The sequence below is a fragment of the Rhodovarius crocodyli genome (assembly GCF_004005855.1).
Classification (GTDB): domain Bacteria; phylum Pseudomonadota; class Alphaproteobacteria; order Acetobacterales; family Acetobacteraceae; genus Rhodovarius; species Rhodovarius crocodyli.
In genome coordinates this window covers 381,781-406,065 of record NZ_SACL01000001.1, presented here as the reverse complement: position 1 = coordinate 406,065, position 24,285 = coordinate 381,781, and the positions used below count along the sequence as shown (strand labels likewise).

Annotated in this window: 22 protein-coding genes; 14 read left to right on the top strand and 8 right to left on the bottom strand. The window is 70.6% G+C overall.

Annotated elements, in window-relative coordinates; all coding sequences use genetic code 11:
- Positions 1–12 precede the first annotated feature (12 nt).
- Entirely contained in the window at positions 13–933 is a 921-nt protein-coding gene (locus tag EOD42_RS01895) for a DnaJ C-terminal domain-containing protein (RefSeq protein ID WP_127785378.1), read from the top strand.
- A complete protein-coding gene (locus EOD42_RS01890) occupies positions 930–1,250 on the top strand; it encodes a chaperone modulator CbpM (protein WP_127785376.1) in 321 nt (106 codons plus the stop codon). The genes EOD42_RS01895 and EOD42_RS01890 overlap by 4 nt, the downstream gene beginning before the upstream one ends.
- 30 nt (positions 1,251–1,280) lie before the next feature.
- On the opposite strand, the gene EOD42_RS01885 is transcribed toward EOD42_RS01890, so the two are convergent.
- The gene (locus EOD42_RS01885) at positions 1,281–1,433 is read right to left on the bottom strand and encodes a DUF3309 family protein (protein WP_127785374.1); all 153 of its coding nucleotides are present in this window, start codon (positions 1,431–1,433) and stop codon (positions 1,281–1,283) included.
- A 138-nt stretch (positions 1,434–1,571) separates the two neighbouring features.
- Here EOD42_RS01885 and EOD42_RS01880 point away from each other — a divergent pair, with 138 nt between their 5' ends.
- Entirely contained in the window at positions 1,572–3,047 is a 1,476-nt protein-coding gene (locus tag EOD42_RS01880; RefSeq protein ID WP_127785372.1) for an NAD-dependent succinate-semialdehyde dehydrogenase, read from the top strand.
- Between the two features lie 41 nt (positions 3,048–3,088).
- Here the strand turns inward: EOD42_RS01880 and mscL are convergent, their stop codons facing one another.
- Positions 3,089–3,550, bottom strand: coding sequence for a large conductance mechanosensitive channel protein MscL (gene mscL, locus EOD42_RS01875; protein WP_127785370.1), 462 nt, complete (start codon positions 3,548–3,550; stop codon positions 3,089–3,091).
- A 76-nt stretch (positions 3,551–3,626) separates the two neighbouring features.
- Between mscL and EOD42_RS01870 the strand changes: the two genes are divergently transcribed.
- Positions 3,627–3,995 (top strand): VOC family protein, encoded by a 369-nt coding sequence (locus tag EOD42_RS01870; protein WP_127785368.1) that lies wholly within the window; start codon positions 3,627–3,629, stop codon positions 3,993–3,995.
- Positions 3,996–4,037: 42 nt separating this feature from the next.
- A complete protein-coding gene (locus EOD42_RS01865; RefSeq protein ID WP_127785366.1) occupies positions 4,038–4,595 on the top strand; it encodes a GNAT family N-acetyltransferase in 558 nt (185 codons plus the stop codon).
- On the opposite strand, the gene hrcA is transcribed toward EOD42_RS01865, so the two are convergent.
- On the bottom strand, positions 4,587–5,702 hold the full coding sequence (gene hrcA, locus EOD42_RS01860) for a heat-inducible transcriptional repressor HrcA (RefSeq protein ID WP_127785364.1): 1,116 nt from the start codon (positions 5,700–5,702) through the stop codon (positions 4,587–4,589). The two genes, EOD42_RS01865 and hrcA, sit on opposite strands and share 9 nt — an antisense overlap.
- Positions 5,703–5,836: 134 nt before the next feature.
- Between hrcA and EOD42_RS01855 the strand changes: the two genes are divergently transcribed.
- The 3 genes from EOD42_RS01855 (at position 5,837) to EOD42_RS01845 (ending at position 7,824) form a co-directional block, all read left to right on the top strand.
- Complete coding sequence (locus tag EOD42_RS01855) at positions 5,837–6,886, top strand: alpha/beta hydrolase (RefSeq protein ID WP_127785362.1); 1,050 nt, start codon at positions 5,837–5,839, stop codon at positions 6,884–6,886.
- A gap of 184 nt (positions 6,887–7,070) precedes the next feature.
- A complete protein-coding gene (locus tag EOD42_RS01850) occupies positions 7,071–7,406 on the top strand; it encodes a hypothetical protein (protein ID WP_127785360.1) in 336 nt (111 codons plus the stop codon).
- Between the two features lie 97 nt (positions 7,407–7,503).
- Positions 7,504–7,824 (top strand): hypothetical protein, encoded by a 321-nt coding sequence (locus EOD42_RS01845; protein ID WP_127785358.1) that lies wholly within the window; start codon positions 7,504–7,506, stop codon positions 7,822–7,824.
- Positions 7,825–7,856: 32 nt separating this feature from the next.
- Here the strand turns inward: EOD42_RS01845 and EOD42_RS01840 are convergent, their stop codons facing one another.
- Positions 7,857–8,555: a DUF1194 domain-containing protein gene (locus EOD42_RS01840; protein ID WP_240654769.1), complete on the bottom strand. Its 699-nt coding sequence runs from the start codon at positions 8,553–8,555 to the stop codon at positions 7,857–7,859.
- Positions 8,556–8,883: 328 nt separating this feature from the next.
- Between EOD42_RS01840 and EOD42_RS01835 the strand changes: the two genes are divergently transcribed.
- The 4 genes from EOD42_RS01835 (at position 8,884) to EOD42_RS01820 (ending at position 18,524) form a co-directional block, all read left to right on the top strand.
- Positions 8,884–9,330, top strand: a complete 447-nt coding sequence (locus EOD42_RS01835; protein ID WP_127785354.1) for a hypothetical protein — start codon at positions 8,884–8,886, stop codon at positions 9,328–9,330.
- 7 nt (positions 9,331–9,337) lie between these two features.
- Entirely contained in the window at positions 9,338–10,153 is an 816-nt protein-coding gene (locus EOD42_RS01830; protein ID WP_127785352.1) for a cellulose synthase operon protein YhjQ/BcsQ, read from the top strand.
- Positions 10,154–10,157: 4 nt separating this feature from the next.
- Positions 10,158–14,648, top strand: a complete 4,491-nt coding sequence (bcsA, locus tag EOD42_RS01825; protein ID WP_127785350.1) for a UDP-forming cellulose synthase catalytic subunit — start codon at positions 10,158–10,160, stop codon at positions 14,646–14,648.
- Between the two features lie 111 nt (positions 14,649–14,759).
- Positions 14,760–18,524: a cellulose synthase subunit BcsC-related outer membrane protein gene (locus tag EOD42_RS01820; RefSeq protein ID WP_127785348.1), complete on the top strand. Its 3,765-nt coding sequence runs from the start codon at positions 14,760–14,762 to the stop codon at positions 18,522–18,524.
- Between the two features lie 24 nt (positions 18,525–18,548).
- Here EOD42_RS01820 and EOD42_RS01815 read toward each other — a convergent pair whose 3' ends face one another.
- Both EOD42_RS01815 and EOD42_RS01810 read right to left on the bottom strand, forming a co-directional pair.
- Positions 18,549–19,517: a tripartite tricarboxylate transporter substrate binding protein gene (locus EOD42_RS01815; protein ID WP_127785346.1), complete on the bottom strand. Its 969-nt coding sequence runs from the start codon at positions 19,515–19,517 to the stop codon at positions 18,549–18,551.
- A gap of 73 nt (positions 19,518–19,590) precedes the next feature.
- Positions 19,591–20,409, bottom strand: a complete 819-nt coding sequence (locus EOD42_RS01810; RefSeq protein ID WP_127785345.1) for an amidohydrolase family protein — start codon at positions 20,407–20,409, stop codon at positions 19,591–19,593.
- A gap of 85 nt (positions 20,410–20,494) precedes the next feature.
- Between EOD42_RS01810 and EOD42_RS01805 the strand changes: the two genes are divergently transcribed.
- The gene (locus EOD42_RS01805) at positions 20,495–21,412 is read left to right on the top strand and encodes a LysR family transcriptional regulator (protein WP_127785344.1); all 918 of its coding nucleotides are present in this window, start codon (positions 20,495–20,497) and stop codon (positions 21,410–21,412) included.
- Here EOD42_RS01805 and EOD42_RS01800 read toward each other — a convergent pair whose 3' ends face one another.
- On the bottom strand, positions 21,413–22,378 hold the full coding sequence (locus EOD42_RS01800; protein ID WP_127785343.1) for a Bug family tripartite tricarboxylate transporter substrate binding protein: 966 nt from the start codon (positions 22,376–22,378) through the stop codon (positions 21,413–21,415).
- Between the two features lie 15 nt (positions 22,379–22,393).
- On the bottom strand, positions 22,394–23,254 hold the full coding sequence (locus tag EOD42_RS01795) for an SDR family oxidoreductase (protein WP_127785342.1): 861 nt from the start codon (positions 23,252–23,254) through the stop codon (positions 22,394–22,396).
- An 85-nt stretch (positions 23,255–23,339) separates the two neighbouring features.
- On the opposite strand from EOD42_RS01795, the gene EOD42_RS01790 reads away from it, so the two are divergent.
- The gene (locus tag EOD42_RS01790) at positions 23,340–24,251 is read left to right on the top strand and encodes a LysR family transcriptional regulator (RefSeq protein WP_164867739.1); all 912 of its coding nucleotides are present in this window, start codon (positions 23,340–23,342) and stop codon (positions 24,249–24,251) included.
- The last annotated feature ends 34 nt before the right edge of the window (positions 24,252–24,285 follow it).

Sequence of the window (24,285 nt, the reverse complement as noted above, 5' to 3'; positions counted from 1 at the left end):
GGAGGAGGTGTCATGGCGACTGATCCCTATGAGGTGCTGGGGGTTCCGAAGACGGCGACGGACAAGCAGATCCGCTCCGCCTTCGTGAAGCTGGCGAAGAAAAGCCACCCCGACCTGAACCCCGGCGACAAGCAGGCCGAAGAACGCTTCAAGGCGATCAATGCGGCGAACGACCTGCTTTCGGACCCCGAGAAGCGGGCGCGGTTCGACCGTGGCGAGATTGATGCCTCGGGCCAGGAAAAGGCGCCTGAGCCGCCGCCCGGCTGGGGCCGCTATCGCCAGCATGCCGAAAGCCCGCAGGGCGGCTTCTACGGCAGCAGCGGCTTCGCGGATGAAGGCGACCTGGGCGACATCATCGAGGAAATGCTGCGCGCGCAAGGGCGCGGGGGCAGGAGGTCGCGCGCCGGGCAGGATTACCAGTACCGGTTGACGGTGCCCTTTCTGGACGCCGTGCGCGGCGGCACCCAGCGGCTGAACCTGCCCGAGGGCGGGAACCTGGATGTGCGGATCCCGGTGGGCCTTGAAAGCGGCCAGACCCTGCGCCTGCGGGCCAAGGGCGCGCCCGGAGACCCGCCCGGCGATGCGCTGATCGAGGTGGAGGTGGCCCCGCACCCGTATTTCCGGCGCGAGGGCAATGACATCCTGTGCGACCTGCCGGTGACGGTGGCCGAGGCGATGCTGGGCGGGAAGATCACTGTGCCGACCATCGGCGGGACGGTGGCGATGAACATCCCGGCGGGCTCGGAAACCGGCACGCGGCTGCGGCTGCGCGGCCGGGGCGTGCCGGCGCATGGCGGGGCGGCCGCCGGCGATGCCTATGTGGTGCTGAAGCTGGTGCTGGGCGGGCCTGATCCGTCGCTGGAGAAATTCCTGCGCGAGCGCCAGGACGCCCCCGCCCATAACCCGCGCGCGGGCATGGAGGACGCGGCATGATCACGCTGGAAACCGTTGTAGTGCGGGTAAAGGGCCTGCAGCCCCGCCAGGTCGAGGCCTGGATCGAGCAGGACCTGGTGCGGCCCGCGGGCAGGCCGGGTGCCTGGCGCTTCCGGGAAATCGACGTCGAGCGGCTGCGGCTGATCCAGGAACTGCGTCGCGACATGGCGTTGCAGGAGGAAGCGTTGCCGGTGGTGCTGAACCTGCTGGACCAGCTGTACGACACGCGCCGCCGGCTTAGGCGGTTGTGCGATGCCGTGGACCGGGTGGCCCCGCAGGATATGCGCGAGGCCCTGTCCCGGCTGCTGAAGAACTGAGGGTGGCGGGGGCGTGGCCCCCGCCCGCCTTCAGATCCTGCCCATCAGCAGCAGCACGATCACGATCAGGACGATGATGCCGAGGCCGCCCGAGGGGTAGGGACCCCAGCCGCGGCTGTACGGCCAGCTCGGCAGCGCGCCGATCAGCAGAACAATAAGGACGATCAACAGGATGGTGCTCATGGCGGCCTCCGTGGGGATGTTGCATCACCAACACGGATCCCGGCCCGGGGTTGCGCTGACATCGTAGCAACCCCACCCTCCCGTCACATGACAGGCGCCGCGCGCCAGCCTATCGTCCCTGAAACGGAGGGAACAACCATGCTCGATACCGTAACCAATCTTGCGCTGAAGGACCCCAAGCTCCTTCGCCAGGCCAACTACATCAACGGCGCCTGGGTGCAGGCGAAAAGCGGCAAGACGCTGACCGTGCGCAACCCCGCCACCGGTGAGGTCGTGGGCCAGGTGCCCGCGCTTTCCGCCGCCGAGACGCGGGAGGCCATCGAGGCCGCCAATGCCGCCTTCCCGGCCTGGCGCAAGCTGCTGGCCAAGGAGCGCAGCGCGATCCTGATGAAGCTGGCCGCCCTGATGCATGAGAATGCGGACGATTTGGCCGCCATCATGACCGCCGAGCAGGGCAAGCCGCTGGCCGAGGCCAAGGGCGAGGTCATCTATTCCGCCAGCTTCCTCGAATGGTTCGCCGAGGAAGGCAAGCGCATCTACGGCGACACCATCCCGCAGAACGCCCAGGGCCGCCGCATCCTGGTGACGAAGGAGCCGATCGGCGTGTTCGCGGCCATCACGCCGTGGAACTTCCCCTCCGCGATGATCACCCGCAAGGCTGGCCCGGCCTGGGCCGTGGGCTGCACCGGCGTGATCCGCCCGGCCAGCCAGACGCCGTTCAGCGCCCTGGCGCTCGCGGAACTCGCCGAGCGCGCGGGCATGCCCAAGGGCGTGTGCAACGTCATCACCGGCCCCTCCGGCGAGACGGGCGGCGAGCTGACGGGCAACCCGCTCGTGCGCAAGCTGTCCTTTACCGGCAGCACCGAGGTCGGCCGCATCCTGCTGAAGCAGTGCGCCGACACCATCAAGAAGACCAGCATGGAGCTGGGCGGCAACGCGCCCTTCCTGGTGTTCGACGATGCCGATCTGGACGAGGCGGTGAAGGGTGCGATGGCCTCCAAGTATCGCAACACCGGACAGACCTGCGTCTGCGCCAACCGCCTGCTGGTGCAGGACGGCGTGTATGACGCCTTCGCCGCCAAGCTGAAGGCGGCCGTCGAGCAGCTGAAGGTGGGCAACGGCATGGAGCCGGGCGTGACCCAGGGGCCGCTGATCAACGCCGATGCCGTCGCCAAGGTCGAGGAGCACATCGCCGAGGCGCAGAGCCACGGCGCGAAGGTGCTGACCGGCGGCAAGCGGCATGAGAAGGGCGGCAACTTCTTCCAGCCGACCATCCTGACCGACGTGCCGAAGGAAGCCCTGATCTTCCGCGAGGAGACCTTCGGCCCCGTGGCGCCGCTGATCCGCTTCAAGACGGATGAGGAAGGTGTCGCGATGGCCAATGACAGCGAGTTCGGCCTGGCGGCGTATTTCTACGCCCGCGACGTCGGCCGCATCTTCCGCGTGGCGGAGGCGCTGGAGGCCGGCATCATCGGCATCAATGAGGGGCTGATCTCGACCGCTGAAGCGCCCTTCGGCGGCGTGAAGCAGTCGGGCCTCGGCCGCGAGGGCAGCAAGTACGGCGTCGAGGACTATCTGGAGATCAAGTACCTGGCCCTGGGCGGGCTGGGCTGAACCGGATGGGCCCCGGCGGGAACGCCGGGGCCCTTTTCGTATTACACCTTGGCCTTCAGCAGGTCCCGGATCTCCTCCAGCAGGACCTCGCTCTTGTTCGGCTTGGAGGGCTTGGCGTCCTCGCGCACCTTCAGCTTGGTCAGCACCTTGATCATCCAGAAGACGGCGAAGCCCACGATCAGGAACTTGATGATCGCATTGATGAACTTGCCGACCGCGAGCACGGCGGCGCCGCCCTGGCGCGTCAGCTCCAGGCTGGGCTTGCGCTCACCCGACAGCACGACGAACACGTTCGAGAAATCGATGCCGCCGATCAGCAGGCCGATGACGGGGTTCAGCAGATCCTCCACGGCGGAGGTGACGATGGCGGTGAAAGCCGCGCCGATGACGATACCGACCGCGAGGTCGATGACGTTGCCGCGCAGGATGAAGGCCTTGAACTCCTTGATCCAGGCCGGTTCGCTCAGGCCAAGGCGGGAGGTCGGCGGGGTGTCGCTGGGCATGACGTGCTCCTTCTCTCGTTGCACCAGCTAACCGGATGCCTTGCGCGTCGCGCAACCCCGGCGCGACAGTGCGCCCATGATCGGCAGCCACATCACCTTCCTCTACGCCGAAAATCCGGCGCCCTGCTGGGACTTCTACGAAGGGGTGCTGGGGCTTGCCCTCGCCCGCGACCAGGGGCGGGTCAGGATCTACGCCATGCCGGGCGGCGGCTATCTGGGCGTCTGCCAGGCCCGCGCGCCGCGCCTCGCGCCCATGGAGCGCCAGGAGGGTTCCGTGATGCTGACCCTGGTGGTGGATGACGTGCCCGCCTGGCACGCGCGGCTGGCCGCGCACGGCCCCTCGCCGGTCATGCTGTCCGAGGCGTTCCGCATCGAGCACTTCTTCCTGCAGGATCCGGCGGGCCATGTGGTCGAGGTTCAGCGCTTCCTGGAACCGCTGCCCTAGCCCGCATCCCCACGCCCCTGCCGCAGCCGGAGACGGACCGAGATGTCGAACGAAGCGCCCCCCATTCCCGAATACCGAACGCCCCGGCTCTGCCTGCTCCCGCTGACGCTCGACGATGCCGCCGGGCTGCATCGCGCCTATGGCGATGCCGCGGCGATGCGCTTCTGGGATGCGCCGCCCAGCCCGGATCTCGCGGAGACCGCGCGGCGGATCGGCCAGTCGCTCGGGGCAAGCCCCGTGTGGCACGCCTGCTGGGCCGTGATGCAGGACGGCCGCTTCCTCGGCATGGTGAACTACCACGCAAGGCAGCCCTGGAACCGGCGGCTGGCCGTCGGCTGGATCCTGGTGCCTGAGGCCCAGGGCCATGGCTACATGCAGGAGGCGATGGCCGCGCTGATCGACCATTGCTTCGAGGTGCTGGAGGCACATCGCATCGAGGCGGAAATCGAGCCTGAGAACGCCCGCTCCCTCGCGCTCGCCCGTCGGCTGGGGTTCAGCCGCGAGGGGCTGCTGCGGGACAGGCTGCAGGTGGGCGGCACGCCGCGCTCGATCGAGATGTGGGCGCTGCTTCGGCCGGACCGGGTGGCGGCGTTACCCTAGCAGGCCGGACAGCACCCGCGCGGTGTAGTCCACCACCGGGATCACGCGGCCGTAGTTGATGCGGGTCGGGCCGATTACGCCGATGGCGCCCAACACCTTTTCCTTGCGCTCGCCCGCCGCTCCCCTGGGCCCGCCCATGATGGGGGCGACCACCATCGACAGGCCGGCCGAGCTGAACAGCGCATTCTCCGCGCCGATGAAGATCTGCACGCCCTGGCCGCGCTGCGCCATCTCGACCAGGCGCAGGGTGGCCTCCTGGGCCTCCAGCCGCTCGAACAGGGTCTGGATTTCCTGCACGCGGGCCAGATGGTCGAGGTTTTCCAGCAGCCGCGCCTGGCCGCGCAGGATCAGGTTGCCGCTGCCCTTGCCCGCGCCGCCGGCCAGCGTGCCCAGCCCCGATTCCACCACCTGGTTGGTCAGCGCATCCAGCGCGGTGCGGTTGGCGGCGATTTCCTCGCCCACCAGCGCGCGCAGCTGTTCCAGCGTGTGGCCGGTCAGGCGCGCGTTCAGGTAGTTGCCGGCCTGGACCAGGGCGCTGGGCGGCAGGCCGGGCGGCGTCTCGATGACGCGGTTCTCCACCTGGCCATCGGCACCCACCAGCACCACCAGCGCGCGGCCCGGGCCGAGGGCCACGAACTCCACATGCCGCACCGCGGCCTCGGATTTCGGGGCCACCACCATGCCGGCGGCACCCGCAAGGCCCGAGAGCATCTGGCTCGCCTCGGCCAGCGTGTCCTGCAGGGAACGGCCATGGGCCGCGCAGCGGGCGGCGATCGCCTCGCGCTCCTGCTCGGTCAGGTCGCCGAATTCCAGCAGCCCGTCCACGAACAGGCGCAGGCCGCGTTCCGTCGGCAGCCGCCCGGCCGAGGTATGGGGGGCATAGATCAGCCCCGCTTCCTCCAGGTCGGACATCACGTTGCGAATCGAGGCGGGGGACAGGCCGAGCGGCAGGCGGCGCGACAGGGTGCGGCTGCCCACCGGCTCACCGGTCTGGACATACAGCTCCACCAGCTCCCGCAATATCAAGGTGCTGCGGTTGTCGAGGAAGGAGCCGGCGGGGCTGCCCATCATCGGCCCCGCATCGGCCCGGAGGCGGGGCGTGTGCATGGCACAAATGTAGGTAGCTTCGGGCCCTTCATGCAAACGCCATGTGCGAATAAGCATGCGCGGCACGCCGGAGGGCTATGCAGCGCCGCCCGCTGGGTTAGCGTGCAGGCCATCGTCGAGGGAGACACAAGCCTATGGACCGTCGTGCCATCCTTGCCGCACCCGCGCTTCTGCCAGCCATGACCGCCCTGATGGGCCGGTCAGCGCAAGCCCAGGCGCCCCAGATCGTCACCGAGGAGTTCATGGTGCCGACGGGAGATGCCGGCATCGAGCTGTTCCTGCGCAACAAGCGCCCCGAAACCATGACCCGGTTCACGCCCGGCCGCACCCTGCTGATGGTGCACGGCGCGACCTATCCGGCCAGCACCGCCTTCGACCTGCCGCTCGGCGGCCTGTCCTGGATGGACTATATCGCCGGCCGGGGCTTCGACGTGTGGATCCTGGATCTGCGCGGCTATGGCCGCTCGACCCGCCCGCCCGAGATGTCGCAGCCGCCGGAGGCGAACCCGCCGCTGGTGCGCGGGGAGCAGGCGGTGGCCGACATCGCCGCCGCCAGCCGCTTCATCCGTGAGAAGCGCTCGCTGCAGAAGTTCCAGCACATGGGCTATTCCTGGGGCACGGCGCTGATGGGCCGCTTCGCCGCGGAGAACCCGAACCTGGTCGAGCGCCTGACCCTCTACGCGCCGGTGTGGCTGCGCCAATCGGCGTCGCTCGCCGATCCGGGCGGGGAGCTCGGTGCCTATCGCTGGGTGACGCAGGCCCAGGCCCGCGCCCGCCGTGGCCAGGGCGTGCCCGAGGCGGCGCGTGCCGGGCTGGTTCCGGCCGGCTGGTTCGAGCATTGGGCCGGCGTGACCTGGGCGACCGACCCGGAGGGGCTGCGCCGCATCCCCAACGCGATCCGCGCCCCCAACGGCAGCGTGGCTGACGGGCGTGAGTTCTGGGCCGCCGGCCGCCCCTTCTACGAGCCCGAGAAGATCACCGCGCCCACCCTGCTGGTGCTGGGCGAATGGGACCAGGACACGCCCCCCTACATGGCGCAGACCCTGTTTCCGCTGCTGACCCGCAGCCCGGGCAAGCGGCTGGTGATGCTGGGCGAGGGCACGCATTCCATGTGGATGGAGCGCAATCGCGGCGCGCTGTACCAGGCAATCCAGGTGTTCCTGGAAGAAGCGCCGGCCGGCTGACGGGAGTATCGGACGCGGCAAGTACCGGGCGGCATGTCACGCCCAGCTTGACCGAAATCGGATACATCTCTGCATCCGGCCTTGTGCGCGGCACCGTAAGAACACGGTGCCGCCACGATTGGGGGCGCCAATCAAAGACGGGCGCGTAACGAACCGCCCGCCAATAAAACGGAGGATGCCACTCATGTTTCGTCGATTCGCGATCCGTCACGCAGCCCTGGCGGCGGTGGCCGCCTGTGCCGTGGCGCTTCCTGCGGCAGCGCAGTCCAGCAACCCGGACTTCCGCCTGAACAACAACAGCGGCCAGACGGTGAACGAGGTCTATGTCTCGTCCTCGTCCGACCAGAACTGGGGCCGCGACCGGCTGGGCCAGAATGTTCTGCCGCCGGGCCAGTCGATCGTGATCTCGCTGCCGGCGGGGCAGTGCGTGAACGATCTGCGTATCGTCTTCGCCAACGGCCGCGCGCAGGAGCGCCGGCAGGTGAACACCTGCAACCTGACGGACATCAACGTTCAGTGAGGTTGCGGCTTTTGAACGGCGTCACCCGATCGGGCGATGCCGTTCGGGGCTATTTCGCCTAAGCACCAATGATAAATCCAACACTAGGGATGCCAACATGATCCGTCGCTCCATCCTGGCCGGCCTGGCCATCGCCGGTTTCGCGCTGCCCGCGGCCGCGCAGTCCACCGACCCCAGCTTCCGCGTCAACAACCGCGGCGCGATGCAGATCAATGAGATCTATGTCTCGTCCTCGGCCGACCCCAACTGGGGCCAGGATCTCCTGGGCGCCAACGTGCTGCCGGTCGGCAATGCCTTCCTGATCCAGCTGCCGCAGGGCCAGTGCGTCAATGACATCCGCATCGTCTGGGCGAACGGCCAGCCGCAGGAGCGCCGCCAGGTGAACACCTGCAACCTGACGGACATCGCCTTCCCGTAAGGCGGTGGGGCGGGGCTTGCCCCGCCCTTCCATCAGCCGAAGGCGTATTCGCGCACGGGGCCGCGGTTGTCGGCCACTTCGCGGATGATCTTGCGCCGGACGGCGGGTTCGAAGGCCTCGAAGCCCTCGGCCACCATCACGAAGGCCCCGGGGCCGCCGATCACGCGTTCCTGGTAATACTCGTCCAGCGGCTGCATCTGCATCAGGCCCGGCGGCGGCGGAGAGCGGTCGAGCACCGCGAGGCCGTTCAGGATGATGCCCTTTTCCAGCGCCTCGCCGCGAGAGAGCCCGATGTCGCGGCCGGAATTGTTCACGCCGTCACCCGAGATGTCGACCACGCGGCGCGTGCCCTCATAGCCCTGGCCGAACAGGTTGGCGGCATAGTCGATGGCGCCCGAGATCGAGGTGTAGAGGTGAACCCGGCGCGGCGCGTTGTCGATCGCCTGGGCGAAGCGCTCGCAATCCGCGGCGGAACCCAGGCGCATCCAGGGCACCAGGTGTTCCTGGATGTTCCAGTCGCTCCAGGTGAAGAAGGTGCACGCGATGGCGCCGACGGGCCCGCCGACGAAGGCCTCGATCATGCGCGGGTCGCGGAAGGCGGCGGCATAGCCGTTGAACTGCATCTCCTGCTCCTCGGCATCGACGGAGCGGGAAACATCAACGGCCAGGATCAGCTCGACATCCACGGGCTCCGGCGCCGAGACGACGGCGCGGGCAGGGCGAGCGGACAACAGGGCTGGGGCTGCCAGCAAGGCGGAACCAGCGAGAAAACTACGACGGCGCATACGAGCCCCTTTTCAGTCACGGCCCGTGCGGCATTCACCCCCAAAACAAGGCGGGAAGCTGCGTGGTGCCATGACGGCGACACGACAGGTTTCCTGCCCTAGCGGCTTCATATGGCTGTAACGCTTCGGACGCAAGGCATTTTTTATTGCGGTGCAGCATAAAGGGAATGGGATGTTCCGAGACATGCCGCGGCGTGCTTTGCGGCTTCCGGAACTGGTAAGTTCCGGTGCATTACTGGATACGGAATGTCGCAAAGCAGGAGGCTAGGGCGCGATGCAGCGGGAAATAGCCAATGTGGCCGCCAGCTGCGCCCTGCAGGGCTTCCGCTACATGGCGTTTCCACCCGTGACCTTCGAGGCCCCGGCCATGGAGCCCGAGCCGCCTGCGGAACCGGTCATCGTCGCCGATGCGCCGGTGGAGGAAGCGCCGGCGCTTGAGCTTCCCTTCCCGACCGCGGCCGAGGAAGCCGCCGAACGGGCCGGCCGTGCAGAGCCGGTGCTGGAATGGCCGCCCCAGGCGGCGGCCGACCCGGCCCCACCCCCGGCCTCACCCCCGCCCGCGCCGCTGCCGGTAGCGCCCATCCCCGTCCTGCCCGCGCCGGTCGTGGCTGCGGCCCCGCCGCCCCAGCCCCAGCCCCCACAGCCGGCCCCCCGCCCCGCACGCGACTTCGCGCTGCTCGACGACATCTCCGCCGAGATCCGGCGCCATCAGAACGGATGACTATCGGATGCCTTTGATCGCCGTGGCCTCTCCCAAGGGGGGCGTAGGCAAGACCACCCTGACAGCGCATCTCGCGGCCCTTCTCGCCGCCAAGGGCTACAGGGTGCTGGCCATGGACCTGGACCCGCAGAACGCCCTGCGTCTGCACCTGGGCGTATCCATCCGCGACGAGGGCGGCTTCCTGGCGCATCTGTCGGAGCGCGGAAACTGGCGCCAATCCCTGCGCCACACCGATTTCGGCGTGCAGCTGCTGCCCTATGGCGCTGCCGACCCGGCCGAGGTGCTGGATATCCAGACCGCCCTGGCCCAGGACCCCGGCCTGCTGGCCGAGCCGGTGCGCGAGATGCTGAAGGACCCCGAACTGCTGGTGCTGGTGGACAGCCCGCCCGGGCCCAGCGCCGCGCTCGCCTCGCTGTATCCGCTGATCGACCACATGCTGGTGGTGCTGCTGGCCGATGGCGGCAGCGCCAGCCTGATGCCGCAGATCGTCTCCGGCCGGTTCATGGGGCGCGGCAGCCTGATCGAGCGCCTGGCCGAGAAATCCATGGTCGTGATCAACCAGTTCGAGCGGGGCGCGCCCCTGCCGGAGGCGGTGCTCGACCTCGCGACCAAGACGCTGGGGCACCGGCTGCTGGGCGTCGTCGCGCGGGATGCCGCCGTGATGGAGGCCCTGGCCAGCAAGCGCCTGCTGACGGAGGGCGGCCGCGGCGCCGCCGAGGACATGGCCGTGCTGGCCGATGCCTTCATCCGCCGCACCCAGCTGCGCCGCCCCGGCGAAAGGCGCAGCGGTGGCTTCTCCGCCCTGAACGAATGGGGGGCATGAGGCCTTGATCCATCCGCTCTCCCTGTTCCAGCTGATCAAGAAGTGGGGGGCGGTGGCGCTGGGCCTCGTCCTGGCGCTGGCCTTCGTCACCCTGCCGATGGAGGCGGAGGGCCAGGCCTGGCTGACGCTGGCCGGCATCGCCGTGTTCCTGGTGCTGAACCGCTATGCCTCCCGCAAGGTGGGCATGGTGCTGGTCTTCGTCTCCATCATGGTCACCAGCCGCTACCTCTACTGGCGCCTGACCGAGACGCTGGAGTTCGAGACCGCGCTGCAGACCTTCCTGGGCGGCGGGCTTTTCGTCGCGGAGCTGTATGCCGGCATCCTGATGGCGCTGAGCTATATCCAGACCAGCTGGCCGCTGAACCGCAAGCCGGTGCCCCTGCCGGCCGACCCCGCGCTGTGGCCCACGGTGGACGTCTATGTGCCCACCTATAACGAGAGCCTGGACCTGGTGCGCCCCACCGTGCTGGCCGCCATGAACATGGACTACCCGCGCGACAAGATGAACGTCTGGATCCTGGATGACGGCCGCCGTCCGGAGTTCCGCCAGTTCGCGCAGGAGGCAGGCTGCGGCTACATCATCCGCCCCGACAACAAGGGGGCCAAGGCCGGCAACCTGAACCACGCGATGGAGCACACGAACGGCGAGTTCATCGCCATCTTCGACTGCGACCACGCGCCCACCCGCGCCTTCCTGCAGTTCACCCTGGGCTGGTTCCTGCGCGACCGGCGCATCGGCATCGTCCAGACGCCGCACCATTTCTACAGCCCCGATCCCTTCGAGCGTAACCTGGCCCGCAAGCGCCCGGTGCCGAATGAGGGCCTGCTGTTCTACGGCACCATCCAGCAGGGCAACGACCTGTGGAACGCTGCCTTCTTCTGCGGCTCCTGCGCCGTGCTGCGGCGGACCGCGCTGGAGCAGGTGGGCGGCGTGCCCCACACCACCGTGACCGAGGACTGCCACTGCGCGCTGAAGATGCAGCAGCTGGGCTGGCACACCGCCTATCTGCGGGTGCCGCTGGCGGCGGGCTTGGCGACGGAGCGCCTGGCGCTGCACATCGGCCAGCGCATGCGATGGGCGCGTGGCATGATCCAGATCATGCGGCTGGAGAACACGCTGTTCGCCAAGAACCTGAAATGGATGCAGCGATTCTGCTACTTCATCGCGGGTTTCGGCTTCCTGTTCGCCTTGCCGCGGCTGATCTTCCTCACCTCGCCGCTCGCCTTCCTGTTCTTCGGCGAAAGCGTGATCGCGGCGAGCCCGCTGGCCATCATGGCCTATGCCGGCAGCCACCTGTTCCATGCGGTGGCCACCACGGCACGGCTGAACGGCCGGCACCGGCACAGCTTCTGGTCCGAGATCTATGAGGCCTCGCTGGCCGTGCCGCTGGTGCCCGTCACGCTGCTGACCCTGTGGGACCCCCGCAAGGGCAAGTTCAACGTGACCGACAAGGGCGGCGTGCTGGAAGCGGGCTACCTGGACTTCAAGGCCGTGGCGCCGAACCTGGTGCTGCTGGTGCTGGTGTTCGCGGGCTTCTGCATCGGCGTCTACGGCACCATCGTGTCCGACACCAACAGCCTGGATTTCCGCGCCTATCTGCTGAACACCATCTGGGCGGGCATGTGCCTCATTCCGCTCGGCGCCAGCGTGGCGGTGGGGCGAGAGCGCGAGCAGATGCGCATCCGCCACCGCGTCGATACCGAGATCCCGGCGACCATCATCCGCGCCGACGGCCGGGTGGTGAAGGGCGCCTGCGACAACCTCTCCCTGTCGGGCATGTCCATGGCGCTGACCGCCGCCGCCGGGCTCGAGGACGATGAGAAGCTGGAAGTCGCGCTGGAAGTGACGGGCGAGGTGATCCCCCTGAAGGCGCATGTCGTGCGCACCGTGGAGCATATGCTGTATCTGGAATTCGAGCTCGACGGCGTGGCCGACGAGGCCGCCGTCGCCCGCGCCTTCTTCGGCCGCCCCGATGCCTGGCTGCATTGGGACGACTGGCCCGAGGACCGGCCGCTGCGCTCCCTGGCGAATGTGGTGCTGGCCACGGCCGATGCCGCCGTGCGGCGCTATCGCTTCGGCATCGTCACCAAGGCGCCGCGCCCTGCGGCCGTCACGGCGGCCGCACCCCAGGCCCCGGTGCGCGTGACCGACGTCGTCCAGCCCCGCCGCGCCGGGCAGATCGCGGCCGCCCTGGCCCTGGCGCTGCTGGCGGCGCCCGCCGCGGCACAGGTGCCGGCACCTGCCGCCGGCCCGGTCGTCGTGCCGGCGGACCCCGGCGCCGTGCCGCCCGCCCTGGCCGTGCCCGCCCCGCCGCGCGCGGCCAACGCGCCCGAGACATTGCCCGAAGGCGCGCGTATCGTGACGCGCACCCTGCGTGAGCTCGGCCTTTCCGGCCCCATGCAGCTGCGCGGCATCGCGGACCTGCAGGGCGTGCTGTTCGGCCTGCGCGCCGATGAGGTGGTGACCGATGCGCGGCTGACGGTGAATGGCGGGGTCTCGGCCCGGCTGATCCCGGACCGCAGCCAGATCGCCATCTCCCTGAACGAGCAGTTCGTGGGCAACATCCCGGTTGAGCCCGCGCGCCAGGGCTTCGGGCCGCTGGAGTTCCCGCTGGACCCGCTGTTCTTCGCCGAGGTCAACCGCCTGAACTTCCGCTTCAGCGGCCAGTACACCGCGGAGTGCAACGACCCGCTCTCGGGCCTGCTCTATGCCACCGTGTCCGACCTTTCGACGGTGCGCATGCGCATCGAGCGCATTCCGCCGACACGCGACCTGGCCCGCCTGCCGGAGCCGCTGTTCGACCGGCGCGTGCTGCGCGGCTCACTGACGCTGCCGGTCGTGATCCCGGAATCCACCGGCCCGGCCGGGCTGCGGGCCGCCGGCATCGCCGCCAGCTGGTTCGCGGTGCAGGCCGATTACCGCGGCGCCCGCTTCCCGGTGGAGCGCGTCATTCCGCCGCGCGGCGATGCCGTGGTGCTGGCGGCCGGCGCTGATACGGTGCCGGGTGTCACGCTGCCGCGCTTCGAGGGGCCGACGCTGGCCCTGGTGGCCCACCCGCAGGACCAGTTCGGCACGCTGCTGGTCATCGGCGGGCGGACCGAGGCCGAGGTGGCGACCGCCGCCCTGGCGCTCGTCGCCTCCCGCCAGGCCCTGGCCGGGGAGGTGGCGCGCGTCGCCGCCCCGCAGCTGGCCGCGCGCCAGCCCTATGACGCGCCGCGCTGGCTGCGCACGGACCAGCCCATCCGCATCGGCGCCGTCGTCCCGCGTGAGGAGTTGACGGCCCATGGCTACCAGCCCGGGCCGCTGCGCCTGCCGCTGCGCACGGCGCCCGACCTGTACACCTGGCGCGGGCGGGGCTTTCCGGCCCGCATCGGCTTCATCGCGCCGCAGGGGCCGGTGATCGATGTCGCGACCTCGCGGCTGGATGCCGCCGTTTCCGGCACCTATCTGCGCAGCTTTACCCTGGCCGAGCCGCCGGGGGTGATGAGCTGGGTGATGGACACGCTGCACACCCAGCTGGGGCTGGGCAGCGAGATGCGGCGCGGCCGCTTCGCCATCCCGCCCTATCTGCTGCTGGGCCAGGACGAGCTGCAGCTGCGCTTCGACATGCGCCCGATGAACCGGGGCGAATGCGCCGCCGTGCCGGGCGACATCCAGGCCTCGATCGACCCCGAGAGCACCATCGACCTGACCGGCGCGCATCGCTTCGCGCGCATGCCGAACCTGGGCTACTTCGCCTCCTCCGGCTTCCCGTTCACCCGCATGGCGGACCTGTCGGGCACCGCCGTGGTGCTGCCTGAGCGGCCGAATGTGGTCGAGACCCAGGCCTATCTGGACATGGTCGGCTGGCTGTCCGCCATCACGGGCCTGCCCGCGACGGGCGTGCAGGTTGCCCCGCCCACCGGCCTGCGCAGCCTGGGCGACCGTGACCTGCTGGTGATCGGCACGCTGTCGCGCCAGCCCACGCTCGGCACGCTGCTGCGCGACAGCCCGGTGCGCCAGGACGGGGACCGCATCACCCTGGCCCTGCCGGACACCATGCAGCACCTGCGCAACGTGCTGTGGGACGCGCCGAGTGCCGCCGACCGCAGCCGTGCCGCCGCCGCCGTGAACGAGGCGGGCGGCGAAGGCATGGGCGTGCTGCTGGGCGCGCAGAGCGCGCTCGCCTCCGGCCGCAGCGTCGTCGTGGTCAGCGGCGCGACGCCGGCTGCCATCGGCGGCGTGGTCTCGGCCCTGCGCGACCCGACGCTGCTGCCCAGCATCCGGGGCGATACCGTCCTGCTCGCGGGCGGCCGGGCAGAGGCCTATACGGTGGCCGATCCCTACTGGGTGGGGCGGCTGCCCTGGTATCTGTGGGCCCAGCATTGGGCGGGGCAGAATCCGCTGCGGGCGCTGATCATTCTGTTCCTTGGTGGGGCTTTGATAGGAATTCCCGCGTATTGGAGCCTGCGGCGTCGCGCACTTTCGCGGTTGCGGGCGCGGGATCAGGCGTGACATGACTAACGGCGACGACAGGAACGGCTCGATGCACGGGGAATTTCCGATTGCTCCGGGGGGAGCAGCGGGAAGGCAGCGTGCCGCCGGTCGCCGAGGGGACCAAGGGTAATGAGGGGAATTCTGCATTTCGGGCCGCTGATGGGCGGGGCGCTGGGCCTGGTGGTGGGGGTCACCACCGGTCATCGCGCCGAAGCCCAGCCGGCCACGACGGAGCAGGCGGCGCCGGCGGCGACGTCCGGCCCGGTCGTCATCCTGATCCGGCAGGCGGAACGCTGGCTGGCGCAGAACCGCGCCGACCTGGCCGCCAGCGCGATCGAGCGCGCGCTGTCGGCCGAGCCGCGCAACACCCAGGCCCTGGCGGTCGCGGCCCGCGTCGCGGCCCTTCAGGAAAACCGCGCCGCCGCCGCCGCCTATGAGGCGCGGCTGCGGGAGGCAGGCGCTTCACCCGAACTGCGCGCCCAGGCCGAGAGCGCCGTGCGCGGCGCCTCCATCGACCGCAACGTGATCGAGCAGGCCCGCGCCTTGGCGCGTGAGGGCCGCAATGACGAGGCTGTGCAGCGTTATCGTGCCGCCTTCGGCCAGGCCGGGCCCATCGAGCCCTACACCCAGGAATACTACGCGGTGCTGTCGGGCACGACCTCGGGCCGGGGCGAGGCCACGCAGGGCCTGCAGCGCCTGGCCGAGGCGCCCAATGCCGGCGCCCGCGCCAGGCTGGCCTTCGCCCAGAACCTGACCTTCAACGCGACGTCCCGCGCGGAGGGCATCCGCCGCCTGTCCCAACTGGTCGACAGCCCGGAGGTGGGCACCGAGGCCCGTGCCGCCTGGCGGCAGGCGCTGGTGTGGTCCGCGAGCGATCCGGCCATGGCGCCGCAGCTGGACGCCTACATGCGGCGCTTCCCGGATGACGCCGAGATCCGCAACGCGCGCGCCGCCGTGCCGGCCCCCGCCGCGCCCGACCCGGGCTTCGCCTCCCGGCGAGAGGGGTTCGAGCGGCTGGAGGGCGGCAGCCTGCGCGACGCGACCCGTCAGTTCGAGGCGGCACTCGCCGCCAACCCGAACGACGCCGACGCGCTGGGCGGCATGGGCATCGTGCGCCTGCGTGAGGGCAAGCCCGCCGAGGCCCGCACCCTGCTGGAGCGCGCCATCGCCCTTGCGCCCGACCGCGCCCGCAACTGGCAGGGCGCGCTGGACGGCGCTTCCTATGGGCTGGAACTGGCCCAGGGGCGGGCGGCGCTGCGCGCGAACCGGCTGGATGAGGCCGACAACCTGCTGCGCACCGCCCTGCGGCGAGAGGTGCAGGACCGCACCGATGCCGAATCGGCGCTGGGTGAACTGCTGCTGCGGCGGAACGACCCGGCGGCGGCGGAGCAGCGGTTCCGTGCCGCGCTGGCGCGCCGTCCGGGCTTTCCGCCCGCCCAGCAGGGGTTGAACCAGGCATTGCGTGCCCAGGGCCGTGCGCCCGAGGGGCCGGTGCGGTCCGTGGCCGCGCCATCCGCGGGCCCTGCCGATGCCGGCGGTGTCGCCCCCACGGGCGGTGAGGCCGGGCGCCTGCGCGCCGAGGCCGCGCGGCTGGACGACCCGGGCGTTTCCGCCGCCCTGCTGCGCCAGGCCAGCGAGATGGCGCCCACCGATCCCTGGATCAAGCTGGATCTGGCCCGCGCCCTGCGCCGCCAGGGCCGCGGCACCGAGGCGCGCCAGCTGGTCGAGGACCAGGCCAACCGCTCTGCCCGGCGCGACGATTTCTATGCCGCCGCCTTGCTGGCCGACGAGGACGACCGCCCCGCCGATGCCGAGGCCTGGCTGGCGCGCATCCCCCCGGCCAGCCGGACGGCGGACATGTCCCGGCTCTCGGCGCGGCTGCGCGCGAATACCGAGGTGCAACGCGCCGTGGCCCAGCTCGGCAGCCGGGCCGGCACCGCCAATGGCCGCACCCAGCTGCTGACGCTGGCCGCCCGGCCCGATCCCTCCGGCGGCACGGGTGCTGCGGTGATCCGCGCCCTGGGCAATGCGGGTGACCGCGTGGGCGCCGGTGAGGCCGCCCGTGTGGCCGAGGCCGCCAACCGCAATGCCGGTGCCTCCATGCGGCTGGCCCTGGCCGGCGCGCTGCTCAGTGCCGGGCTTGAGAACGAGGCCGCGGCGCTGGCCGATTCCGCCGAGGGCTCCAACCCCACCGCGGACCAGCGGCGCGATATCGTCAGCATCCGCCAGGGCATCGCGATCCGCTCCTCCGACCGGCTGAACCAGGAAGGGCGCCAGGCCCAGGCCTTCGAGGCGCTGCGCCCCGTGCTGGAACGCGACGCCGAGAACCCCGGCGCGCAGCTGGCCCTGGCCCGGCTGTATCAGGGGGCGCGGCAGCCCGCCGAATCCCTGCGCATCGCGGAAGGCGTGCTGGCCCGCAACCCGCGCGACATCTCCGCCCGGCAGGGCGCGATCGACGCGGCCATCGCCCTGCGCGACCGCGCGCGCGCCGAGCGCCTGCTCTCCGAGGCGCAGGAACTGTCGCCCCGTGATTCCCGCGTGACGCTGATGGAGGCCCGGGTGGCGCGCGCCTTCAACCAGGAAAGCCGCGCCCTGCGCGCGCTGGAACTGGCCGGGCAGCAGCGCCAGGCGGAGCTGGGCCGGCCGACCGGCACGGTGCTGGGCGGCGGCACCCCCGGCACGGCATCCCAGGGGTTGCAGAACCCCTTCGCCAGTGCCGCGACGCCCTTGCAGCAGATCAGCGCCGCCCCTGCCTCCAACGACCCCGTCCAGCGCGAGATCGCGCAGGAAGTGGCCTCGATGCAGCAGGCGGTGGCGGCGCAATGGACGGCCTCGGCCGGTATCCGGCAGCGTTCGGGCCAGTCGGGGCTGGACCGGTTGCTGGAGATCTCGGCCCCGGTCAGTGCCGAGATCACGCCGGGCGGTATCGGCGGGCGCCTGACCGCCACCGTCACGGGCGTGTCGCTGCAGGCCGGCAACCTGCCGGTGGCGCGCCGCACGCAGGATGGGTTCGGTTCCAACGCCGCCTATGGCAGCAGCCAGTCGCCGCGCAGCAGCGCCTCGGGCGCGATGCTGGGCATCGCCTATCAGCTGGGCGACCATTTCCGGATGGATATCGGGTCGAGCCCGCTCGGCTTCGCCTATGGCACGCAGGTGCTGGGCGGGATCGAGTTCGCGCCGCAGTTGGGCAATGTGCGCCTGCGCGTGACGGGTGAGCGGCGGTCCGTGACGGACAGCATGCTGTCCTGGGCCGGCCAGCGCGACGCCATCCAGGGCCGCCATTGGGGCCAGGTGGTGCGCAGCGGCGGCCGCGCGCAGATCGAGGTGCCGGTGCGCGAGGGCTATGTCTACGCGGGCGGCGGCTACAGCATCTATGAAGGCGAGGGCGTCGCCGACAACAACCGCTTCGAGGCGGGGGCGGGCTTCAGCTATCCCTTCATCCGCGGGCCCGAGGGCACGCTGACCGGCGGGCTCGATCTCGTCTATTTCGGCTTCGAGCGGAACCTGCGCTTCTTCAGCCTGGGCCATGGCGGCTACTACAGCCCGCAGAGCTTCGCGGCGCTGAACCTGCCGGTGGACTACCGCAGCAACCTGGGTGACCTCCGTTACCGCATCGGCGCCACGGTGGGCTATGCGGCCTGGCGCGAGAACTCCTCGCCCATCTTCCCGACGGACCCGACGCTGCAGGGGCTGGTTGAGGCGCGGGCCCGCACCGACAGCACGGTGCTGACGCGCTATGCGGGGCAGAGCCGGCAGAACTTCATCGGCAATCTGCGGGCCGATCTGGACTATCCCATCACCAGCGGCATCAACGTCGGCGCCAGCGTGCGCTACGACAAATCCGCGAACTGGGACGAGACGCGGGTGATGATGCGCCTCAACGGGCGGTTCTGAGGGGGGCATGGCCCCCCTTCGGGGTCACTCGGCCGCGATGTTGTTCTCGCGCACCAGCCGGGCCATCAGGTCCCGCTGCTCGGTCACGAAGCGGGTGAAGGTGGCGGGGTCGCTGCCCAGGCCGATGGCGCCCAGCGCACCCAGGCGGTCCTTCACGCGCGGGTCGTCCAGGGCGGTCTTGGCCGCCTGGTAGATCGCCTGCACGGCGGGCGCGGGCAGGCCGGCGGGGCCATACAGGCCGTTCCACTCGTTCAACTCGTAGCCGGGGTAGCCGCTCTCGGCGATGGTCGGCACATCGGGCACGGAGGACACGCGCGTGGCCGAGGTCACGGCCAGCGCCTTCACACGGCGGTTGCGGATCAGCTCCACTGAGTAGGGCACCGTGCCCAGGGTGAAGGACAGCGCACCGGCCAGCAGGTCCGGCAGGGCGGCGGAGCCGCCGCGATAGGGCACATGCGTCGCCTGCACCCCGGCGCGGGCCAGCATCAGCACGGTGGCCATGTGCGGCGCGGTGGCGTTGCCGGCCGAGCCATAGGGCAGGCCGGGCTCACGCTTCAGCATGTCGATCAGCTCGGCCAGGGTGTTGGCGGGCGAACTCGCCGGCACCAGCACGATCATCGGGATCACCGAGACCTGGCTGATGTAGGAAAACGCGGTGCGGTAGTCGAAGGGCAGGTCCCGCAGCACGGCCGGGTTCACCACATGGGCCGAGGCATCGCACATCAGGGTGTGGCCGTCCGGGGCGGCCTTCGCAACCTCCCCGGCGCCGATGGAGCCGCCCGCGCCGGGCCGGTTCTCGACCACGAAGGGCTGGCCCAGGATCTCGCTCATGGGCTGGGCCAGCAGGCGGGCCAGCGTGTCGGCACCGCCACCCGGGGTATAGGGCGCGATGAGGCGCACGGGGCGCGTCGGGCGCCAGGCCGGCTGGGCGGTGGCGGCGACAGGCGCGGCGGCCAGGCCGGCCAGCAGGGCACGGCGGGAAAGCTGGTTCATGGTGTCCTCCAGGACAGGGGCGTGGGGGCCCCCGATGTTGGGCGCCGGTCGGCGCCATGCTGCATGTGCGAAGTTATCGGAAGCCGAACAGCGCCTTGGGCGTGTCGACCAGGATGGTGCGGCGCTGGGCCGGATCCGGGACCCATTCCGCCAGATCGGCCAGGCAGCCGGCATAGCTGCGGCCTTCCTCATGCGAGATCCAGGGCCAGTCGCTGGCCCAGAGCAGGTGCCCGGCGCCGCCGGCGGCCAGCATGGCCTGGGCCAGCACGGCGGGGTCCTGCCCGCCCAGGCGGTAGGGGGCCGAGAGCTTCACCCAGCATCGGCCGGTCTCCAGCGCCGCCAGAACGGCGCGGAAGCCCGGGCAGTTCACGCCCAGCGCCGGGTCGGGGGCGGCGAAATGGTCCAGCACGATGTCCACGCCGCTGTCCAGCGCATGGGGCAGCAAGGTCGGCAGCAGGGGGCCTTCGAGGAAGATCTCCAGATGCAGCCCGGCCTCACGCGCGGCGGCGAACAGGGCGCGGTATTCGGGGCTGCCCGCGTCGGGGCGCGCCGCCTTCTTCGTCCAGTTCAGGCGGATGCCCGCGATGCCCTGTGCCTTCAGCGCGGCCAACTCGCCCACCGTCGCGCCGGGGGCCACATTGGCGGTGCCGCGCAGGCGGGTGGGGAATTTGGCCAGCGCCTCCAGCAGCACGGAATTGTCGAAGCCATAGAAGCTGGGCGCGGTCAGCACGCCGTAGCCCAGCCCATGGGCGTCGAGGATCGCGATGAACTCCTCGGGCTCCACATCGCGGGCGGGTTCGGAATGGCGCTCGGCGGACAGGGCAAGGCCCCGGCGCATGACGTGCGCGTGCGTATCGACGCCGCCCATTCCGGCGGTGGACGTTTCTGGCATCTGGCTTCTCCTGCCGCGCAGGCTAGGGCAATCGGTTTTTCCTGATCAAACTGGAAATTCCGGCAGGGTTTGATAGGTATTTCCGATGCCGCGCTACACCCTCGCCCAGTTGGAAGCCGTGACCTGGATTGCCCGCCTGGGCAGTTTCCATGCGGCGGCGGCGCAGCTGGGCATCACCCAGCCCTCCATCAGCCAGCGTGTTCGGGAGCTGGAGATGGCGCTGGGCCATGCCGTGTTCCGGCGCGGCGGCGGCGCGGCCCAGCTGACGGAGGCGGGCGAGACGGTGCTGCGCTATGCCGAGCGCGGGCTGGACATGCTGCATGAGATGGAGCGGCGCCTGTCCTCCGGCGATCCGCTGACCGGCACGCTGAGGCTCGGCGCCAGCAATGCGGTGGCGCTGTCGTGCCTGCCGGCCATCCTGGCGGCGCTGGAGGCACGCTATCCCCGGCTGGGCGTGGCCTTGCAGGTGCAGAACAGCTCCCGCCTGGCGCGCATGCTGGATGCGCGGGAGCTGGACGTGGCCTTCATGGCGGAGGAGGTGGTGGAGCGCCATGTCCGCATGCGGCGGGTGGCGCTGTGCGACGTGGTCTGGATGGGCAGCCCCGCCAAGCCCCTGCCGCAGGAGACCCTGCGCCCGGCGGACCTGCTGGGCACGCGGCTGATCACCCTGCCCTCGCCATCCCCGCTGGATGCCATCACCCAGGAATGGTTCGCGCAGGAGGGGCTGCGCATGCCCGAAGTCGCCACCTGCAACGACATGGCGACCGTGCTGCGGCTGATCGCTGGCGGGGTGGGGATGGGCATCGTGCCGCTGGGCACCGCCGGCTACGAGTTGCAGGCGGGGCTTGTGCGCCCCTATCGCGCGCGGCCGGAGCTGCGGCCGCTGGTCATCTGCGCCGCGCACCAGGACAGCGTGCGCGGCCCGGGGCTGGACGCGGTCCTGGCGATCGGCGAGCAGATGATCGGCCGCAGCCCCTATTTCCGGCGCGCCGATCCAGGGTGATCAGTCCAGCGTGATGTTGCGGCTGCGGATGATGCCGGACCAGCGGTTGCGCTCCGCCTCGATCATCTGCCCCAGCGCCGCCTCGTCCCGAACCGGCTGGATCACCAGGCCCAGCGTGCCGAAACGCTCGTGGAAGGCGCTGTCACGCTGCACGGCGGCCAGCCCGTCGCGCAGCTTGTCAGTGATGGGCTTGGGCACCGAGCGGGGTGCGGCCACGCCGAACCATGTGCCCGCCTCATAGCCCGGGAAGCCCTGTTCCGCGATGGTGGGCGTGTCGCGCAGGGCGGGCACGCGCTCCTTCGTCGTCACGGCCAGGCAGCGCAGCCGGCCGGACTGGATGAAGGGCAGGGAGGTGAGGATGACGTCGAACATCACCTGCACATCGCCTGCCATCAGGGCCGTCAGCGCCGGGGTGCTGCCGGGATAGACCACATTGGTCAGTTCCACCCCGGCGGCGATGCTGAACATCTCGGCCGCCAGGTGGATGGGGTTGCCGATGCCGACGGAGGCGGAATTGACCCCGCCGCGCTTGGCGAGTGCGACGAATTCCTGAAGGTTCTGCGCCGGCAGGCTGGGCGGCACGACCATGGCCAAGGGCGTGTCCACCAGCGCGGCCAGCAGCGTCAGGTCCTGGTCGGGGTTATAGGGCAGGCGGCGGTACAGCATGGGGTTGATGACCATGCTGGCGCCGGAGGCCATGAGCAGCGTGTAGCCGTCGCCCTGCGCCTGGGCCACGGCCTGGCTGCCGATAATGGTGTTGGCGCCGGGGCGGTTCTCGACCACCACGGTCTGGCCGATCTCGCGGCCCACGCGCTCGGCCACGAAGCGGCCCAGCAGGTCGGTGGTGCCGCCGGGCGCATAGGGCACGACGAGGCGGATGGGGCGGCTCGGCCAGTTGTCCTGGGCCAGGGCCGGGGTCGCCAGGGCGGCGGCGGCCACCCCCAGCGCAATGCGGCGAGTGATCATGGTGTTTCCCTTTTTTTATCGTTGGGCGCGGTCTGCGGCGTCGCGTTCGCGGATGCGCGCGCGCGCTGCGGTCCATTCCTCATCGCCCCAGCCGAGATACTCGGTGAAATAGGCACCGTTCGCCAGCCAGTCGCCGCCATCCAGCGCGACCGTCTGGCCGTTGATCCAGCCGCTGGAGGGGGCGAGCAGGAAGGCGGCCAGGTCGCCGATCTCCTCCAGCGAGCCCACGCGGCCGAGCGGGTTGCGGGTGGCCATCTGGTCCTCTCGCCGGTCGCCGGGGCGCAGGCGGGAGCCCGCGCCCTCGGTCGGGATCACGCCGGGGGCGATGCCGTTCAGCCGGATGCCGTGGCGGCCCCATTCGACCGCCAGCGACTTCGTCATCGCATCCACCCCGGCCTTGGACATGGCGGAGGGCACCACGAAGGGCGAGCCGGTCCAGACCCAGGTGACGACGATGGACAGCACCGCGCCGCCCGTCTTCTCCGCGATCCAGCGGCGGCCCACGGCGTTGGTCACGTTGAAAGTGCCGTGGAACACGATGTCCGCGATGGCGCGGAAGGCGCGGTGGGAGAGGTCCTCCGTGCGGCTGACGAAATTGCCGGCGGCGTTGTTGATCAGGCGGGTATAGGGGCGGCCGGCGGCCCAGCTTTCGGCCACGGCAGCGTCGATGGCATCGGCATCGCGGATGTCCACCGCGCGCCAGAAGCAGCCGGGGCCCATCTCGGCCGCGGCCTGTTCCAGCACGGGGCCGCGGCGGCCCCAGATCTCGACGGTGGCGCCCAGCGCCAGCAGGCGTTCGGCCATGGCACGGCCGAGGCCCGTGCCGCCGCCGGTCACCAGCACATGCTGGCCCGCGAACAGATCGCTGCGGAACATTCCCGCTTCCTTCCCTAACTTTGAAGCAAAGCTGCACCAACCCGCCTGCATCGACAATTCATTGGTTTGTCACCAGTATGTTGCGATGAACGGGACAATGGACCTGAACCTGGTCCGCCTCTTCGTGGAAATCGTGGAGGCCCAGGGGCTTGCCGAGGCCGCGCGGCGGCTAGGCACCTCGCGGTCCGCCGTCAGCCGCGGCTTGCAGCAGCTGGAGCGCAGCCTGGGCACGCAGCTGCTGCGCCGGACGACGCGGCGGGTGGAGCTGAGCTCCGCCGGCATCGCCTTCCTGGAACACGCCAACAACATGCTGCGGGAGGCCGAGGCGGCCTGGGCCAGCGTGGAGGGGCTGGGCCGCACCCTGCGCGGGCATCTGCGCATCAGCGTGCCCACCGGGCTGGGGCGGATGCTGCTGGGCCCGGCCTTGCTGGATTTCGCCAAGGCGCACCCGCAGGTGACGCTGAGCGTGGCCTTCAACAACCGCGTGCCCGATCTGCAGGGCGCGCCGCTGGATGTGGCGGTGCGTATCATCGCGGACCCGCCGGATGACCAGGTGGCGAGGCTGCTGGGGCAGGTGGCCTGGAAGCTGTGCGCAGCACCGGAATACCTGGCCGGCCGCCGGATCGAGCGGCCCGAGGATCTGCTGGAGCACCACCTGGTCGCCCCGCCGCCGATGGACAGCCGGCGCTATACGCTGGCGCTCTCGGGCGGTGCGCCGGTCGCGCTGGTGCCGCGCATCGCGTCTGAGGACTTCAATTTCCTGCTCTCGGCGCTGGTCGCAGGGGCAGGGTTCGGCGCCCTGCCGCATTACGCCGTGGCGGGGGCGCTGGCGCGCGGTGAACTGGTGGAACTGCTGCCCGGCCACGCGCTGCTGCGCCTGCCGGACCGCATCATCGCCCTGACCGCCCCCAACCGCTATCGGCCTGCCGCCCTGCGCGCGCTGCTCGATTGGCTGGCCGAGGCAGTGAACCCCGCGCCGGTCGGGGGAACCATGTGACACATGCGGTTCCAACAGAGGCCGCTTTCGCGCA